Origin of the sequence: Nocardia sp. NPDC050713, assembly GCF_040654315.1 — a bacterium.
Classification (GTDB): Bacteria; Actinomycetota; Actinomycetes; order Mycobacteriales; family Mycobacteriaceae; genus Nocardia.
Genome location: NZ_JBFAHS010000005.1, coordinates 353,410 through 369,338, shown reverse-complemented (window position 1 = coordinate 369,338; position 15,929 = coordinate 353,410). Strand labels below are relative to the sequence as shown.

Annotated in this window: 14 protein-coding genes and 1 riboswitch; of the genes, 8 read left to right on the top strand and 6 right to left on the bottom strand. The window is 71.1% G+C overall.

What is annotated here, in order from left to right:
* Together AB0H49_RS13190 and AB0H49_RS13185 are read right to left on the bottom strand one after the other, a co-directional pair.
* Nucleotides 1-363 (bottom strand): DUF1304 domain-containing protein, encoded by a 363-nt coding sequence (locus AB0H49_RS13190; RefSeq protein ID WP_355001801.1) that lies wholly within the window; start codon nucleotides 361-363, stop codon nucleotides 1-3.
* A gap of 161 nt (nucleotides 364-524) precedes the next feature.
* Complete coding sequence (locus AB0H49_RS13185; RefSeq protein WP_357250761.1) at nucleotides 525-1,655, bottom strand: epoxide hydrolase family protein; 1,131 nt, start codon at nucleotides 1,653-1,655, stop codon at nucleotides 525-527.
* A 63-nt stretch (nucleotides 1,656-1,718) separates the two neighbouring features.
* Here AB0H49_RS13185 and AB0H49_RS13180 point away from each other — a divergent pair, with 63 nt between their 5' ends.
* Complete coding sequence (locus tag AB0H49_RS13180; RefSeq protein ID WP_357250758.1) at nucleotides 1,719-2,693, top strand: YafY family protein; 975 nt, start codon at nucleotides 1,719-1,721, stop codon at nucleotides 2,691-2,693.
* Nucleotides 2,694-2,698: 5 nt separating this feature from the next.
* Nucleotides 2,699-2,808, bottom strand: a riboswitch (cobalamin riboswitch).
* Nucleotides 2,809-3,001: 193 nt separating this feature from the next.
* On the opposite strand, the gene AB0H49_RS13175 is transcribed toward AB0H49_RS13180, so the two are convergent.
* Nucleotides 3,002-3,916 carry a hypothetical protein gene (locus AB0H49_RS13175; RefSeq protein WP_357250755.1) on the bottom strand — a complete coding sequence of 305 codons (915 nt, stop codon included), beginning with the start codon at nucleotides 3,914-3,916 and terminating at the stop codon, nucleotides 3,002-3,004.
* A gap of 101 nt (nucleotides 3,917-4,017) precedes the next feature.
* On the opposite strand from AB0H49_RS13175, the gene AB0H49_RS13170 reads away from it, so the two are divergent.
* Genes AB0H49_RS13170 through AB0H49_RS13150 form a run of 5 tightly spaced genes read left to right on the top strand, consistent with a single transcriptional unit; the run spans nucleotide 4,018 to nucleotide 7,878 of the window.
* The gene (locus AB0H49_RS13170; RefSeq protein ID WP_357250752.1) at nucleotides 4,018-4,740 is read left to right on the top strand and encodes an alpha/beta hydrolase; all 723 of its coding nucleotides are present in this window, start codon (nucleotides 4,018-4,020) and stop codon (nucleotides 4,738-4,740) included.
* 53 nt (nucleotides 4,741-4,793) lie between these two features.
* The gene (locus AB0H49_RS13165; protein WP_355001806.1) at nucleotides 4,794-5,195 is read left to right on the top strand and encodes a hypothetical protein; all 402 of its coding nucleotides are present in this window, start codon (nucleotides 4,794-4,796) and stop codon (nucleotides 5,193-5,195) included.
* Nucleotides 5,188-6,474, top strand: coding sequence for a hypothetical protein (locus AB0H49_RS13160; RefSeq protein WP_357250749.1), 1,287 nt, complete (start codon nucleotides 5,188-5,190; stop codon nucleotides 6,472-6,474). Before AB0H49_RS13165 ends, AB0H49_RS13160 begins: the two co-directional genes overlap by 8 nt.
* On the top strand, nucleotides 6,471-7,319 hold the full coding sequence (locus tag AB0H49_RS13155; RefSeq protein ID WP_357250746.1) for an ESX secretion-associated protein EspG: 849 nt from the start codon (nucleotides 6,471-6,473) through the stop codon (nucleotides 7,317-7,319). Before AB0H49_RS13160 ends, AB0H49_RS13155 begins: the two co-directional genes overlap by 4 nt.
* 31 nt (nucleotides 7,320-7,350) lie before the next feature.
* A complete protein-coding gene (locus tag AB0H49_RS13150; protein WP_355001809.1) occupies nucleotides 7,351-7,878 on the top strand; it encodes a gamma carbonic anhydrase family protein in 528 nt (175 codons plus the stop codon).
* Nucleotides 7,879-7,896: 18 nt separating this feature from the next.
* Here AB0H49_RS13150 and AB0H49_RS13145 read toward each other — a convergent pair whose 3' ends face one another.
* Both AB0H49_RS13145 and AB0H49_RS13140 read right to left on the bottom strand, forming a co-directional pair.
* Entirely contained in the window at nucleotides 7,897-8,520 is a 624-nt protein-coding gene (locus AB0H49_RS13145) for a phosphoribosyltransferase family protein (protein ID WP_355001810.1), read from the bottom strand.
* 11 nt (nucleotides 8,521-8,531) lie between these two features.
* A complete protein-coding gene (locus AB0H49_RS13140; protein ID WP_357250742.1) occupies nucleotides 8,532-9,386 on the bottom strand; it encodes a carbon-nitrogen hydrolase family protein in 855 nt (284 codons plus the stop codon).
* Nucleotides 9,387-9,448: 62 nt separating this feature from the next.
* Here AB0H49_RS13140 and AB0H49_RS13135 point away from each other — a divergent pair, with 62 nt between their 5' ends.
* Together AB0H49_RS13135 and AB0H49_RS13130 are read left to right on the top strand one after the other, a co-directional pair.
* Nucleotides 9,449-11,257: a DEAD/DEAH box helicase gene (locus AB0H49_RS13135; RefSeq protein ID WP_355001812.1), complete on the top strand. Its 1,809-nt coding sequence runs from the start codon at nucleotides 9,449-9,451 to the stop codon at nucleotides 11,255-11,257.
* A 126-nt stretch (nucleotides 11,258-11,383) separates the two neighbouring features.
* Nucleotides 11,384-14,713, top strand: a complete 3,330-nt coding sequence (locus tag AB0H49_RS13130; protein WP_357250738.1) for an AAA domain-containing protein — start codon at nucleotides 11,384-11,386, stop codon at nucleotides 14,711-14,713.
* A gap of 12 nt (nucleotides 14,714-14,725) precedes the next feature.
* Here AB0H49_RS13130 and AB0H49_RS13125 read toward each other — a convergent pair whose 3' ends face one another.
* On the bottom strand, nucleotides 14,726-15,901 hold the full coding sequence (locus AB0H49_RS13125) for an amino acid deaminase/aldolase (RefSeq protein ID WP_357250735.1): 1,176 nt from the start codon (nucleotides 15,899-15,901) through the stop codon (nucleotides 14,726-14,728).
* Nucleotides 15,902-15,929 lie beyond the last annotated feature (28 nt).

Sequence of the window (15,929 nt, the reverse complement as noted above, 5' to 3'; positions counted from 1 at the left end):
TCACCGTGCCAGCAGAACGGCGCCGAGCGCCAGCGCCCCGGGCAATGCCTGGGCGATCAGAATCCGCCGGTTGGCGGTGAAACCGCCGTACAGCCCGGCGACGATCACGCAGCCGAGAAAGAAGACCTGGGCCTGGAACCTGGTCGGATTCTCGGCGATCAGAGCCCAGATCAGCCCGGCCGCCAGGAATCCGTTGTAGAGACCCTGGTTCGCGGCGAGCGGAGCGCTGGCACGAGCCATCGCGGCATCGAAGCCGGAGAGCTTGCGGCCCGGCTTCCTCTCCCACAGGAACATCTCCAGAACCAAGATGTACACGTGCAGCGCGGCAACCAGGCCGACCAACACATTCGCAGTCGTCTCCATCTCGCATCCTCTCCATTTCATAGACAGATGTCTAGAATACATGGACAGATGTCTATGATCTGTCGGGCATGCCGACAGACGCCGGCGCCGCCTGCCGAAACCGCGGGGCAGGGACGCCGACTGCCGTCACGCGTCGCGCCGGGTGTAGTCGGCCGCGACGCTCAGGCGAGCTTCGCGAAGAACGCGCGGATGTCGGCGACGTGCATGTCCGGGACCTCCATCGCGACGAAGTGGTTGCCGGTGTTGCCCTCGGGCCAGTGCGCGATGTCGTTGTCCTGTTCGGCGAGTCGCCGCATGAGCGCGGAGCCGCCGCCGTAGACGCCGGTCGGGACCAGCTTCTGGCCCGTGGGCCAGGCGAAACCGTCCTCGCCGAGTCCGGCGTACATCGGCCAGGACGAGGTGCCCGCGGTGGCGGTGAACCAGTACAGGCTGACGTTGGTCAGCAGGTGGTCGCGGTCGATCGCCTCCTCGAGGTGGTCGACCAGCGGCGTGAATTCCTGGAACTTCTGTATTTGCCAGGCCAGCAGCCCGACCGGCGAATCGTTCCACGCGTGCGCGAAGGTCTGCGGCGCGGCCCGCAACAGCGTGTGGTGGTCGACGCCGCCGGTCATCCACTGCTGCATGAGATCCCATTCCGCGCGTTCCTCGGCGGACATGGTCGGCACGTCGGCCGCGGTCGGCATGCCGATGCCGCCGTCGAGGTGCACGCCGACCACTCGATCCGGCGCGGCCAGCGCCATCTCCGGTGCGACATACGCGCCGAGGTCGCCGCCCTGGACGCCGTAGCGCCGGTAGCCGAGGCGGTCCATCAACTCCACCCACATCCGCGCCACTCGGCCGGTGGTCATCTCGTCCGTCGGCGCGGCGGAGAACGCGAAACCCGGCACCGAGGGCACCACGACGTGGAACGCCTGCGCGGGGTCGAGGCCGTGCGCCCTCGGGTCGGCCAGCGGGCCGATGGTCTTGGTGAACTCGACGAACGAATTGGGCCAGCCGTGGGTCAGCAGCAGCGGAAGCGCATCCGGCTCGGACGACTCGACGTGCACGAAATGCACGTCGAGACCGTCGATTTCGGTGACGAACTGCGGGAGTTCGTTGAGCGCCGCCTCCTGCTCGCGCCAGTCGAAGCGGGTGCGCCAGTGCTCGGCGAGCTCGCGCAGGTAATCGACCGCTACACCGCGATCCGAGCCGGGCAACTGCGCGGACCAGCGGGTGCGGGCGAGCCGGTCGTTCAGGTCGTCGATCTCGGCCTGCGGGATGTCGATGCGGAAGGGGCGGATGGGGTTCGTCATGAGAACTACGCTAGAAGCCATATAGGACCATCTATGTCCTAGTTTTCTGGGATTCTGGAATTCGTGAACGACACCCCGGCCCGGCTGCTCCGGCTGCTCTCGCTGTTGCAGACCCCGCGCGAATTCTCCGGCAGCGAACTGGCCGAACGCCTCGGCGTCACCGACCGCACCGTGCGCCGCGACGTCGACCGGCTGCGCGAACTCGGCTATCCGGTGGAGGCGACGATGGGCGCGACGGGCGGCTATCGATTGGTGGCGGGCACGGCCATGCCGCCGCTGCTCGTCGACGACGACGAAGCTGTCGCCATCGCGGTCGGACTGCGGGCGGCGGCCGGATCCGCGGTCGCGGGCATCGAGGAGGCCTCGGTGCGTGCGCTCGCCAAACTGGAGCAGGTCCTGCCCGCCAAGCTGCGCCGCCGGGTGCGCGTCCTCGGGGCGGCCACCGCGACGCCCGCGCACGAGGGACCGACCGTCGACCCGGAAGTGTTGAGCACCTTGGCCGCGGCCGTAACCAACAGGGAGCGAACCCGTTTCGGGTACGCGGGCGGCAGTTCCCGGCGCCATGTGGAGCCAGTGGGCCTCGTTCCGATCCGCCGCCGGTGGTATCTCCTCGGCCACGACCTCGATCGCGCGGACTGGCGCGTCTTCCGCGTGGATCGGATCGAACGTCCGCAACCCACCGGCGCACGATTCACCCCGCGTCCACTACCCGCCGCCTCCCCTGCCGACTACGTCGCGGGCCGCCGAACCGATTGGGGCGCACCGTCTTACCGCGTGCAAGTGACGATCTCTGCGCCGGTCGCGCGGGTGACGGGCCGCCTCGGCGACGACCCGGGCGACCTCACTCCCCTCGACGACGACACCTGCCGCCTGACCGCTACCCGCGACGACTCCCCCGAATGGTTGACCCACCGCCTACTCGCGCTCGGCGTTCCCTTCCGAGTACACGCATCCCCTGAGCTGACCGAGCAACTCCGCACCATCGCGTCTCGAATCGAATCTTCGCTCCCCCCGGTCGAACCCGCACCGCTGTCCTAGCAATCGGTTTCGCCGCTGAGCATCGGCGGATTGCTGCTCGGCGACAGTTGCGGGACAGCCCCGGATTCGCACCGGCGTTCCCGCGTCGAGTTGGACGATATCGCCGCGTCGAAGCGTGCGCGGTCCCAGCTCGGGTGGTCGAGGACGAATCACCGGGCAGCAGAACGCCGTTCGACAGCGGCCTGCGCACGCTGACGGCCGGACGGTTGCGCGCGGAGACTGCCGGACTGGGTCGCGGAAATCGGCGGGAGAGAAATGGTGGCCGAGCAAACTCACGATGTCCGGCCGCCAGCCGAGACGGGGTTGCCTCAGGGGGCCAGCTGGATGCGCAGAATCGTTCCGCGCTCGGTACCGGCGAGGAATTCACCGGGACGGCCGGGCACCGCCGCGACCGACGTCATCGGCTCGGCCGTGAGAACTTGGCAGGACTGGCCGCTCGGATCGATCCGGACCAGCTGGCCGGACAGCGTGGTCACATAGACCGCGCCCGCGTCGTCTACCAGCAGGTCGTCGGCGAAATCGGGGACGCCGGGAAGCGCGGACGTCAGATCGGCGAGGACGGTGCGATGCTCCGGTTCGGTGACCGGGAAACGCAGGACCCGCCCGAGCGGACCGCCGTTGGAGGTCAGGTACACCGTGCCGTCGCGCACGGCGATGCCGTTGGCGTTGAGCTCGGCTCGCTCGGTCCAGCCCGCGTCGACGACGCCGTCGCGACCGATGCGGATCACGCCGGTCGCGGAGGCGACGTAGAGCGTGCCGTCGGCGTCGAAGGCCGCGCCGTTGGGCATCGTGAATCCGGACACGAAGATCTCGGGGCGGGGTTCGGCGGCGGCCGGGTCGAATCGGACGACGCCGCCGGGGCGCACGACGCTGGTCGGCGAGTCGCCGTAGACGGCGTACATCAGCCCGTCGGGTCCGAGCCGGACCGCGCCGGGAAACTCCACCCGGACCGTGGCGGTCAACCGCCCGGCGTCGTCGTAGCGCTGCACCTCGTTGCGGTACAGCCGGGACACCCAGAGATTGCCCTGCCGGTCGAAGGCCAGGTTCTCCGACCAGTCCAGCACCGCGACGGCAGCGGGCAGCGCGGTCGTCGACGTAGCGTGCGCGCAAACGGGGCTCGGTTCCGCGATGGCGCTCGGGGCGGCGACTCCGGCGCAGGACAGAGCGACGGCGAGCGCGGGAACCGCGCGCCGCAAAAGCGCGGGCAACTCGACGATCGACACCTGGGACCTCCTGATCTGCACCGCGACGCGCGCAGTGTAACTCCTATTTCCCTGGGATGGTGAAGTCCCCTGAAGTGCAGAAGGTTTGGCACTATCAGTGCATGCTCTACTTCGACGGCACGCGCGGCAGGCTGCACTATCGGCGCTGGACGGTCGACCACCCCGCGGCGGTGGCGATGCTACTGCCCGGTATCGGCCAGCACAGCGGCCACTACCACCGGTTCGCCCGATACCTACGGACGATCGGTACCGAAGTGTGGGGGCTGGACACCGCGGGCCACGGCCTCAGCGAAGGCGATCCCGCGCATCCCGGCACCCTCGCCGAGCTGGTCGCGGACGCGACCAGGCTGGTGGAACTGGCGCGCGTCGAACTGCCGGACACGCCGTTGGTGCTGATGGGCCATTCGCTCGGCGCGGTCACTGCGCTCGGCATGCTCGGCGCCGCGGTCCCGGACGCGAGCACGGCCACCGACCTCAACGCCGTCGAGGCGAACTTCCCGACCGTCCCGAGCATCGACCCCGGCACGCTGAGCGGTCTGGTGCTCTCGGCGGTGCCGCGCCGCGCGCTCGGCAGCGGTCTGCCCGGTGCTCCCGGCACCCCGCTTCCGTCCGACCTTCCGATCCTCGCGGTGCACGGGACGGAGGACCGCCGCGCCCCGATCGATGCGATGCGGGTCTGGACTGGACGCCACGAATGGGTAGATTTACGCGAGTACGCCGACGCCGGGCACGATCTGCTGCACGAGCCGGTGCACGCGCGGGTCGGCGCCGACATCGCGGACTGGATGCAGAGCGTCGTCGTGGGGTTGGCACGGCACGCGTGAACCGAGTACGGCCGCACGACGCGGCACGATGAGGAGACAAGGGGGACGGGGCGGTGCAACCACAAGACAGCGCGATGCGGCCACAGGTCACGGCACTGAACCAAGCGGTCGACGAGGGCAGGCTCTGGATCGACGGCGTGCTGGTCGCCGACGGCGCGCCCGAACGGTGCGCCCGGCGCTACGAGCAGCTCGCCGACGAGGTGGAAGCGCAGATCGGAGTGCTGAGCGCGGCCGTATCGCTCCCCGGTTTCGGCGGTTTCGCCTCCGGCGCCGCACTGCGGAGCGGTTTCGAGGACAAGGCCGAGGGCGCGATCGCGAGGCTGCGCGACTACGCCGACTCGGCGCGGGCGCTCGCCCAGACCTTCCGCGCCGCCGCGACGGCCTACACCGAGGCCGACACCGAATTCGCGGCCGCGGTCGCCCGGGTGGACGCGACGGGAGCCGCGCATGCGTGAGATTCCGTACCAGACCGAACGCGCGCCGCACACCCGCGTCGATCCGGCCTACGCGCCGAGCGTCGAGGTCTTCGACAACCTCACCCACCAGGAAATCCACGGCAAGGTGCAGCTGCTCGACCCGGCGGTGCTCAACGCCGGTCAGCAGGCCTGGCAGACCTCGGCGACCGGCCTGACCGAGTCGGTTGCGCAGGCGCACAACGAGATTCGCTCCACCATCGCCGACGGCTGGCGCGGCGGCGCCGCGCAGACCGCCGCCGACGCGGTGCGTGATTTCGAACAGCGCGGCCAGCAGCTCGCCGATGTGATGGCGGCGGTGGCGCAGCGACTCGGCCAAGCGGGCGACGCCGCCGAGACGTTGCGGTCCGCGGTCGGTTCGCCGTCCGGCGCGGAGCCGGATCTCGCTGCGGCACTGCTGGATCCGAATCAGGCGACCGGCAACATCACCACCCAGAAGACCACCGAGCACGACCGCCAAGACGTCGTGCAGGCCATGGACACCATCTACGCCGACGCGTTCCTGCGAAGCGGTTCGGGGGTCCCGGCGTTCGCGGACGACGCGCCGATCGTCCCGACGGGCATCACTCCGGGCGGCAGCACACCGGGCACTGCTCAGGGCATTCCGGCCAGCACGGTGAATAGCCCTGGAGCCCAACCTGTTTCGACACTCGCGTCGACGCCCGCGCCGATCGCGGAACCGGTGCGGGAGACCGAACCCGAACCGGAGCGGTCAGCGGCCACCGACACGACCCCGGCGACGGTGACCCCGGCGTCCGCCGGACCGCTCACCGCCCCATCCGTCGCGGACACGACGCCCGCCGCGGCCAAGCCCGTCACCGTCGCGGCCGAGGCGCCGGCGGCCGCTGCCGCCTCGACGACGGAACGCGCACCGCGCCAAGTCCTTTCGGCACCGGTCGGCGCCGCCTCCGCCGCGCTGCCCGGCGCGACGCTGCCCAGCAGCGGCACGACCGCCGCCGAGGACGAGCGCAAGCGCGAGGAACGGCGCAGGGAGGCCAACAGCGAGGCAGTCACCGGTATGGGCGCGGGCGCCGTCGGCGGGCTGATGGGCGGCGCGCTCGCCGCGGCCGACACCACCCGGCACGGTTCCAGCGTCGCGTCCAAGGCCGCGGCCGCCCGCGCCGAGGACGAGGACGACGAGCTGCACTGGATCGACGACGACCTGACCTTCCTCGAACCCGCGGACGAAACGGGCGAGCTGATCGGCGAACTCGATCCGACCACGCCACCGGTCGTCGGCGAATGGACCGAGCTGGAGTGAACTGGACGCTGACCCCGGACCAGTTCGCCATGGCCTGGGAGCGCACCGACGGTGACCGTATCCCGTACCCGCTGGCCGTTCGGCTCTCGGCACGCGACTCGGTGGAGCGAGCGGCCCAACTGCCCGCACTGGACGCGTGGTGCGAGCGGACGCTGGACGCCGATCTGGAGGCCGCGCTGCGGCTGCTCGCCCGGCCGACCGTGCGGGTCGAGGTGTTCGGCGAGCACCGGCCGACCAGCCGCACCGCCGCGCCGGACGACGAACAACTCACGGACGCAGCGGAATTCGCCATCGGTGCGTCCGCGGAGCCGTCGGACGCCCCTGTCCACGGCGCCGTCAAGCCCGTGCGTGTCCTCGGCGTCGCTTCCGGCAACGTCGCGGTGGTCGCCACACAACGCCCTGGCCCGACACCCGACCGCGGCGGCGACATCCGCTTGGTCGTCGGCAGCCCGAAAAGCCTGCCCGCCCGGGTGATCTCGATGCTTCCGGAGAACCCGCCCGGCACCGTGGCCCGGCTCAGTTCGCCGCTGTCGCGGGTCAAGGAGGACAGCCGCGATCTGGTGACCGTTCCGGTGTCGGGTCCGTCCGCGCCCGCGCGGATCCGCCGCCTGCTCGCCCGTCCGCGCGACGGCATCGGCCAGATCGTCGTGTCCGTCCGCCGCGCCGACGAGCTGAAGCCGTTCGGGGTGCTGTGCTGGATCGATGTCGCCGAGGACGGTCGCTACGCCGTCCGCACCGGCGCCGACGTACACATCGCGCCGGTGACCGCGGAGACCTTCGCCGCCCACCTGCGCCCCATGCTGACCGCCGCCGAGAAGACCACCGCGCGATCCGAGCGGTGGTAGCGGCCGCCCCGGCGCTGGTAGACCTGTAGCCGTGCCACTCTACGAATTCGAAGGCAAGCGACCGCAGGTCGATCCGACGGCGTTCGTCGCGCCGACCGCGACGCTGATCGGTGACGTGCGGGTCGAGGCGGGCGCCTCGATCTGGTACGGCGCGGTGCTGCGCGCCGACCTCGCCCCGATCACCATCCGGGAACGCGCCAACATCCAGGACAACGCCGTGCTGCACGTTCCGCCGGACGTGCCGATGGAGATCGGCCCCGGCGCGACCATCGCGCACAGCGTGGTCTTCCACGGCGCGTCCGTCGGCGCCGAGGCGATCGTCGGCAACGGCACCACGGTGCTCGACCTGGCCAAGATCGGCGCGGGCAGCATGATCGCCGCGCATTCGCTGGTGCCGCCGGGCACCGAGATCCCGGACGGTGTGCTCGCGGCCGGTGCCCCCGCGGAGGTGAAGCGCCCGATCGAGGGCACCCAGGCGCAGATGTGGGTGCAGCTGAACCCGGGGTTCTATGCCGAACTCGCGCAGCGGCACCGCAAGGGCATCAGCGAAGTCGGCTGATCGGTCCGGCGGCGGCGCTCAGTTCAGCAGATCGGTGACCTCGTGGTCGGCGAGCTGGTGGAAGTCCCGATAGGCGACGCCGACGCCGCCGAGGCTGCGCGGCACCAGCGGACACACCACCTCGTCGGCCTCGGCCTCCACCCGGCGGATCGCCTCGATGGAAGACACCGGAACGCCGACGACGACCCGCGTCGGCTGGTGCAGGCGCGCGACCCTGCAGGCGACCACCACGGTCGCGCCGGTCGCCATCCCGTCGTCGACGATCACCACGGTGCGCCCGGCGATCGGCACCGGTTTCGCGTCGCCGCGCAGCACCTCCCTGCGCCGCTCGAGTTCGGCGCGCTCTTCCTCCTCGATCGCCGCCAGCCTGCGCTGGGTGACGCCGGTGTGCGAGAGCACGTCCGAATTGAGCACCCGGACGCCCTCCTCGCCGATGGCGCCCATGGCCAGCTCCGGCTGCCACGGCACACCGAGCTTGCGCACCAGCAGAATGTCCAGATCGCCCCCGATGATCTCGCGCACCGCCGCGGCGACCGGGACACCGCCGCGGGGCAGACCGAGCACCAGCGGCTTCGACGCGCGCAGGTGTTCCAGCTGGGCACCCAGCGCGCGACCGGCGGCGGTCCGATCGGCGTAGATCATCGATTCGAACGCTACTCCGGTGCGCGCTCGGTGATCGCGAATCGGCGCAAGGCCAGGCTCGGGTTGGCGGTGCGCACCGTCGCCAGGTGCGCGAGGTCGATGTCCGCGGTGAGCACGCCGGGTTCGTCGCCGAGTTCGGCCAGCACACTGCCGGTGGGGTCCACGATCATCGACGCGCCCGCGCCGCGCGGCGCGCACTGGTCGGCGGCGAGCACGTACACCGTGTTCTCGATGGCCCTGGCCCGCAGCAGGGTCGTCCACTGGTCCACTTTGGCCGGGCCGGGGATCCACTGCGCGGGCAACACCAGCGCCTGCGCGCCCGCGGCAGCGATGCGGCGGAAGCCCTCGGGGAAGCGCAGATCGAAACAGGTCTGCACGCCGAAGCGCACGCCGTCGACCGCGAAGATCGGCGGCGCCTCGATCGCGCCGGGCTCGACCACGTTGGATTCCAGGTAGCCGAAGGCGTCGTAGAGGTGCACCTTCCGATACCGCGTCACGAGTTCGCCGTCCGGCCCGAACACCAGCAAGGTATTGCGGATGCGGTCCGCGCCGGGAGCCACCTGCTCGACCATGCCCGCCACGAGATGCACCGCGAACTCCCTGGCGATCGCACCGAGTCCGGTGGCGAACGGGCCGGTCAGCGGCTCGGCCACGGCCACGACGCGTTCGTCGAGCCGGGTCACGGCAAACATCGAGTATTCGGGCGCGACCACCAGCCGCGCGCCGCGGCTCGCGGCGGTCCCGACGTGCTCGCGCAGCGCGGCGAGATTGCCCGCCGGATCCTTCCCCGGGGCGAACTGGACGACGGCGACCGCCACCGGAGAGACGGGCTGATCCTGATGTTCGGGCACGTTGTTCAGTTGCATAGGTCTCACCGTATTGGCCCGGTGGCCGGGACGACCACCGCCAGGCAGTAAACTCCTGGTCAATGAACAACAATGAGGTCGACAGCGTTCCTGGCGACAATGACAGGGACCCGGCTGGGAGCGAAACGGCTTCCCCGGCTGCCGGCCCGTCGTTCGCCGATCTGGGTATCGATGACCGCATCCTGCGGGCCATCGCCGACGTCGGTTACGAATCGCCATCGCCGATTCAGTCGGCGACCATTCCGCCGCTGCTGGAGGGCGCCGACGTGGTCGGCCTCGCCCAGACCGGCACCGGCAAAACCGCCGCATTCGCGATCCCGATCCTGATGGGACTGAAGCCCGAGGGCAAGCATCCGCGTGCGCTGATCCTCGCGCCGACCCGGGAGCTGGCCATCCAGGTCGCCGAGGCGTTCGGCCGCTACTCCGCGCACATGCCCGGTCTGCACGTGCTGCCGATCTACGGCGGTCAGAGCTACGGCGTGCAGCTGTCGGGTCTGCGCCGCGGCGCGCACGTCGTCGTCGGCACGCCGGGCCGGGTCATCGACCACCTGGAGAAAGGCACGCTCGACCTCTCCCAGCTGCAGTACCTGGTGCTCGACGAAGCCGACGAGATGCTCAAGATGGGCTTCCAGGAGGACGTCGAGCGGATCCTCGCCGATACGCCGACCGACAAGCAGGTCGCGCTGTTCTCGGCGACCATGCCCTCGGCGATCCGCAAGATCTCCAAGCAGTACCTGCACGACCCGGTCGAGATCACGGTCAAGGCCAAGACTCAGACCAACACCAACATCACCCAGCGCTGGGTGCAGGTCTCGCACCAGCGCAAGCTGGACGCGCTGACCAGGGTCCTCGAGGTCGAGTCCTTCGAGGCGATGATCATCTTCGTGCGCACCAAGCAGGGCACCGAAGAGCTCGCCGAGAAGCTGCGCGCCCGCGGTTTCTCCGCCGCGGCGATCAACGGCGACATCGCGCAGAACCAGCGCGAGCGCACCATCGGCCAGCTCAAGTCCGGCGCGCTGGACATCCTGGTGGCCACCGACGTCGCCGCGCGCGGCTTGGACGTGGACCGCATCTCGCACGTGGTCAACTACGACATCCCGCACGACACCGAGTCCTACGTGCACCGCATCGGCCGCACCGGCCGCGCCGGGCGCAGCGGACAGGCGCTGCTGTTCGTCGCGCCGCGGGAACGCCATCTGCTCAAGGCGATCGAGCGCGCCACGCGCCACCCGCTCGAGGAGATGCAGCTGCCCAGCGTCGAGGACGTGAACGCGCAGCGCGTCGCGAAGTTCGGCGACGCCATCACCGAGAACCTGTCCTCGGCGAATCTGCCGCTGTTCCGCAAGCTGATCGAGGACTACGAGCGCGAGCACAACATCCCGCTCGTCGACATCGCCGCCGCGCTGGCGGTCGGCTCCTACGACGGCGACAACTTCTTCATGGAGCCGGAGCCCGAGCCCGAGCGGCGCGAGCGGGTGCCGAGGGAACGGCCCGCCCGCCGGTTCGACGAGGACCGCCCCGCGGCGTCGCACCACCGCGGCACCGGCACGGAGCTGGCCACCTACCGGATCAGCGTCGGCAAGCGGCACCGCGTGGTGCCCGGCGCGATCGTCGGCGCCATCGCCAACGAGGGTGGTTTGCGGCGCAGCGACTTCGGGCATATCAGCATTCGGCCGGACCACAGTCTGGTCGAGCTGCCCGCGCAGCTGCCCGCCGAGACGCTGGAAGCCTTGCGGCGCACCAGGATCAGCGGCCAGCTCATCCAGCTGCAACTGGACCAGGGCCCGCCCTCGCACCGCTCGTTCAGCCGGGGTCCGCGCCGCGACCGCGACGCGGGCAAGCGCCCGGAGCGACGCAAGCCACGCTCCTGAGCCGGGCGGGGTAACCCGAGGTCACGCAGGCTAGCTAGGGCTAGCTAAGGTGTTGCCGACCGGCGCGCACGCCAGCGCGCCTGGTGCGGGTGTCCCGGCGAAGACACAGGAGGGGCGCGTTTGTTCGTGTTCGGTGATCGTGTCGTATGCGCCGCCGCTGATCTCGTGCGCGCGGCGCGCTGTGAATTCGCGTTGCTGCGTGCCCTCGACACCGAACTGGGCGCGCTTCCGGACGACATCGAAGCCTCCGCCGCGCGAACTTTCGCGGCCGAGCCGCACCGCGTCGACGATTCCCGCGAACGCAGGCTCGCCGATTTTCGCGACCGCTACGGCAGCGGCATGGTCGAGATCCGCCAGCCGCCACAGAATCCGGACGATCCGGAGGGACGGGTGGCGGCGCTGCGGGACGCGCACGAGCAGACACAGGCCGCGCTGCGCGAGGGCGTGGCGGTGGTGCACAACGCCACCTTCTTCGACGGCGGGTTCGCGTGCGCGTGCGAGTACCTGGTCCGTGCGAGTCATCGGGTGCGCTACACCGTGCACGGCGCCGCGGCCACACCGTGGGACCGGGTGGGCACGGCGCTCGAATCGGCCGCCTGCGCTGTGGCTTTGGACGCGGGCGGCGGTCTCACCGCACCCATGGCCCGGTTGCATCTCGGCGCGGAGAGCACCGACCATCCGCTCACCGATCTGGTTCCGGTCTACCTGGCCAGGCGGCGGCGCGTCGAACGGATCGTGGAGGACAAGCTCGGCGAACTGCTCCCCGTCCAGTGGGGCGATCCGCGGTATCTGGCCTGCGGCCACTGCCCCACCTGCACGGCCGAGCTGACCGCCGCGCGCGATCTGCTCCTGGTCGCGGGCATGTCTCCCGCCGCGCGCGCCAGGCTGCGCGAGGCCGGGGTGAGCACCATCGACCGGCTGGGCGGGCTGGACGGCGCGGTGCATGGACTGCCGCCGCGCACCGTGACCACGCTGCGCAGGCAGGCGGAAATCCAACGGCGCAGCGAGGATTCGGGCCGTCCCGCGCACACGCTCGTCGACGCGCTCGCGCTCGCCGGGCTGCCGCCCGCGACACCGGGCGATCTCTCGCTGACCGTGGACACCGACGAACGGGGACGCCTCGCGGCGATCGAGATCGGCGCGCCGGGCACTGTGCACCTGTCCTTGCGCGCGCCGTTCGCCGCGGCGGCCGCCGACGAGAACGCGGGATGGCGGGACGCGCTGAGCCGGGTACTCGACCTGCTCGCGCACCGGCGACGGTCCTTCCCGGACATGCGCGTCTACCACTACACCGCCGACGTGCGCTCGGCGCTGCTGCGCTGGACCGGGGAGTCGGGCGTCGGCGAGGAGGTCGCCGACGAGTTGCTGCGCGACGGTGTGCTCGTCGACCTGTATCCGATCGTGCGCAACGCGCTGCTCGTCGGCGAGGACTCGTACGGTCTGAATCGGCTGCGGCGCCTGCTGCCCGAGACCGCGGAGGCGCCGGAACCCGCCTGCGTCACGGTGCTTCGCCTGCGCGACTGGCTGCTGGAGCTGGCCGACCAGCACACCGATCCCCTAGTGCGCGCCGACCGGTATCCGGCCCCCGAACCACCGCAGCTCGCGCCCATGTCCGGCCCGTCCTCGGTGGAGGCGGCGCTCGCGGAATACGCGGCGGCCCAAGGGAACCCGGACCATCCCGCGGCGCTGATGGCCGCTGCTCTCGGCTACCACCGGCGCGAACGTCAGCCGCTGTGGTACTCGCACGCCGACCGGCTCAGCCACCCCGTGCACGAATGGCCCGACGCCTCCGGCGTGCTGATCGCCGACTGGGGCACGGTGGACACCAAGTGGCATCACAGTCCCAATCGCCCGTCCATGCGCAGGTATCTGACGCTGACCGGCCGGATCGGCACCGGTCGCGACGGTGGCGGCGCGGCCGCGCTCGCCCCGGGCGCGACCGTCTACACCTACTACGACCTCCCGGTGGCCGCGGGCATGCGCACCGCGGCAGGTGAGCGCGGCACCGCGACGGCCACGGTCCTCGGCTGCGCGGTGGACGCCGATTTCGACGACACGGTCCGGCTGGAGGAACTCCTACCGGACGGCTGCGAACCCTACGACGACCTACCCATCGCCATCGCGCCGGGCCTGCCCGCCTGGGACGAGAACGCCGAGGCCGCCATGGAATCGGCCGCGCAGAGTCTGCTGATGACACTGCCGGAGATCCCGGATTGCCCGCTGTACGACATCCTGGCCCGGCGCGCGCCGCGACTGCGCGGCGGCGCGCCGCTGCCGGAGGTGCACGGCGACCATGCCGCCGCCATCACCGCGGCCACCCGCGCGTTGGACGAGTCCTACCTGGTGGTGCAGAGCCCGTCGGGGACCGGGAAGAACTCCACCGTCGCGCGGGTGCTGGAACGGCTCGTCGTCCGGGACAAGTGGCGGATCGGCGTTGTGGCGCAAGCGCATTCGACGGTGGAGAGCCTGCTGGACGCGATCGTCGCGGTCGGAGTGCTTCCGGAGCTGGTCGCGAAGAAGGACGCCGAGGCGGTGGCGCCGGAGTGGGCGGTGATCGACGGCGCTCGCTATCCGCGGTTCCTGGACAACGCCGTGAACGGGTGCGTCATCGGCGGGCTGGCCGCCGACTTCGCCGACGACGCGATGATTCCCCCGGACAGTCTCGACTTGCTGGTGATCGCGGACGCGGGCCGGTTCCCGCTGGCGGAGACCGCGACGGTGGCGGGCAGCGCGCGCAATCTCCTGCTGCTCGGCGACCCACAGCCCACCGCGGCGCGCAGCGCGCATCCGGGGCCGGTGGGCGAATCGGTCCTCGGCTGGTTGCTCGCCGACCGCGGCACCGTGCCGCCCGAGCGCGGGTACCTCCTGGACCGCACCTGGCGGATGCATCCTCGGGTGTGCGAGCCGATCTCCCGCCTGTTCTACGACGGCAGGCTGCGCTCCAACGAAACCGTCACGCTGGCCAGGCGACTCGACGGCGTCGAGCCGGGGATCGGCACCGTCCTCGTCGATCACTACGGCGATGCCACCGAATCGGCGGCCGAGGCACGCGAGGTGGTGCGCCAGGTGCGCGCCCTGCTCGGCCTGCCGTGGACGATGGGCGCGACCACGCGGCGGCTGCACCCGCACGACATCTTCGTCGTCGCGCCGTACGGCGCTCAGGTCGGCCGGATCCGAACCATGCTGGCGCGCGCCAAGATCGAGGACGTGCTCGTCGGCACCGTGGACCGCTTCCGCGGCAGGGAGGCCGCGGTGGTGCTGCTGTCGATGACCACGTCGAGCCCGGCCGACGCGCCGCACGGCATGCCGTTCCTGTTGTCGCCCAACCTGGTTCGCGCCGCGGTGTCGCGGGCCATGTGGCGCGCGGTGATCATCCGGTCACCGCTGCTCACCGAGTATCTGCCCGCCGCGCCCGACGACCTGCCGGACCTGGCCCGCTTCCTGCAATTGGGCTGAAACGCACTCGGCTCAGCCGAAGTTCTTGCCCTCGCCGCGGTAGGTGGGCACGGTGCTGCGGCTGCCGTCCGCCTCGACGAGGTGCACCCGGTCGAACCGCTCGCACAGTTCACCGGCCTTGGCGTGGCGGAACCACACCCGGTCGCCGATGCGCAGTTCGGCGGCGGCCGTCAGCGGGGTCTGCACCTCACCGACGCCCTCGGTGCCGATCAGCCGTAAGCCGCTGGGCCACACCGGCTTCGGCACTCGGGACGCGCCGGTCGGACCGGAGGCGATGTAGCCGCCGGCGAACACCGTCGCGATGGACGGCGTCGGCTTGCGCAGCACGGGGGTGGCGAAGAACAGGGCGGGCCGCGGGGTGAAGGCGCGGTAGTGATCGAACAGCGTCGGCACGTAGAGCCCCGATCCCGCGGTCACCTCGGTGACATCCGGATCGGCGATGCTGACCTCGATGGAGCCGGTGCCGCCGCTGTTGACGATCTCCAGCTTGCCGGCCACCGAGCGCACCGCGTCCAGCACCCGCGTCCGGCGCTTGGCGATCTCGGCGGCCGAGGCCCGCTTGACCAGCCGCACCGCGGCATTGCTGTCGGGCAGCCCGGCGATCTGCGCCTCGTAGGTCATCACGCCGACCACGTCGAAGCCGCGGTCGAGCGCGGCGCGGGCCAGCGCGGCGGCCTGTTCGGGGGTGCGGACCGGCGAGCGGCGCACGCCGAGGTGCAGCGGTCCGATCCGCAGCGAGGCGTCCACGTCCAGGCAGACGCGGGGCCGCACCCGGTTACCGACGGCCAGGCGGATCAGCTCGAGCTGTTCGACGTCGTCGATCATGAGGGTGATCGCACCGAGCGAGGTGGCGTCGGCGGCCAATTCGGCCAGGGCCGTGCGGTCCACGGTCGGGTAGCCGAGCAGGATGTCGCGGGCGCCGAGACCGACAAGCCAGAGCGCCTCGCGCAGGGAGTAGGACATGATGCCCGCGAAGCCGTCGGCCGCGGTCAGCTCGCCACCGAGCACGGCTTCCAGGACGGCGCGGCAGCGCACGGACTTGCTGGCGACCCGGATCGGGACGCCGTTCGCGCGGCGGACCAAGTCGGCGGCGTTGGCGCGCAGCGCGGTCAGATCGAGCGCGGCCAGCGGCGGGTCGAGGTCGGCGGTGGCGGCGTGCAGTCCGGCGATCGGCGATGTCTCGCTCACCCGAACAACGTAACCACCAAACTGGTCA

Excerpts from the sequence above, each read along its gene's own strand:
- AB0H49_RS13190 (WP_355001801.1), bottom strand. The coding sequence starts at position 363 with ATGGAGACGACTGCGAATGTGTTGGTCGGCCTGGTTGCCGCGCTGCAC.
- AB0H49_RS13185 (WP_357250761.1), bottom strand. The coding sequence starts at position 1,655 with ATGACGAACCCCATCCGCCCCTTCCGCATCGACATCCCGCAGGCCGAG.
- AB0H49_RS13170 (WP_357250752.1), top strand. The coding sequence starts at position 4,018 with ATGCTCTACTTCGACGGCACGCGCGGCAGGCTGCACTATCGGCGCTGG.
- AB0H49_RS13160 (WP_357250749.1), top strand. The coding sequence starts at position 5,188 with ATGCGTGAGATTCCGTACCAGACCGAACGCGCGCCGCACACCCGCGTC.
- AB0H49_RS13145 (WP_355001810.1), bottom strand. The coding sequence starts at position 8,520 with ATGATCTACGCCGATCGGACCGCCGCCGGTCGCGCGCTGGGTGCCCAG.
- AB0H49_RS13140 (WP_357250742.1), bottom strand. The coding sequence starts at position 9,386 with ATGCAACTGAACAACGTGCCCGAACATCAGGATCAGCCCGTCTCTCCG.
- AB0H49_RS13135 (WP_355001812.1), top strand. The coding sequence starts at position 9,449 with ATGAACAACAATGAGGTCGACAGCGTTCCTGGCGACAATGACAGGGAC.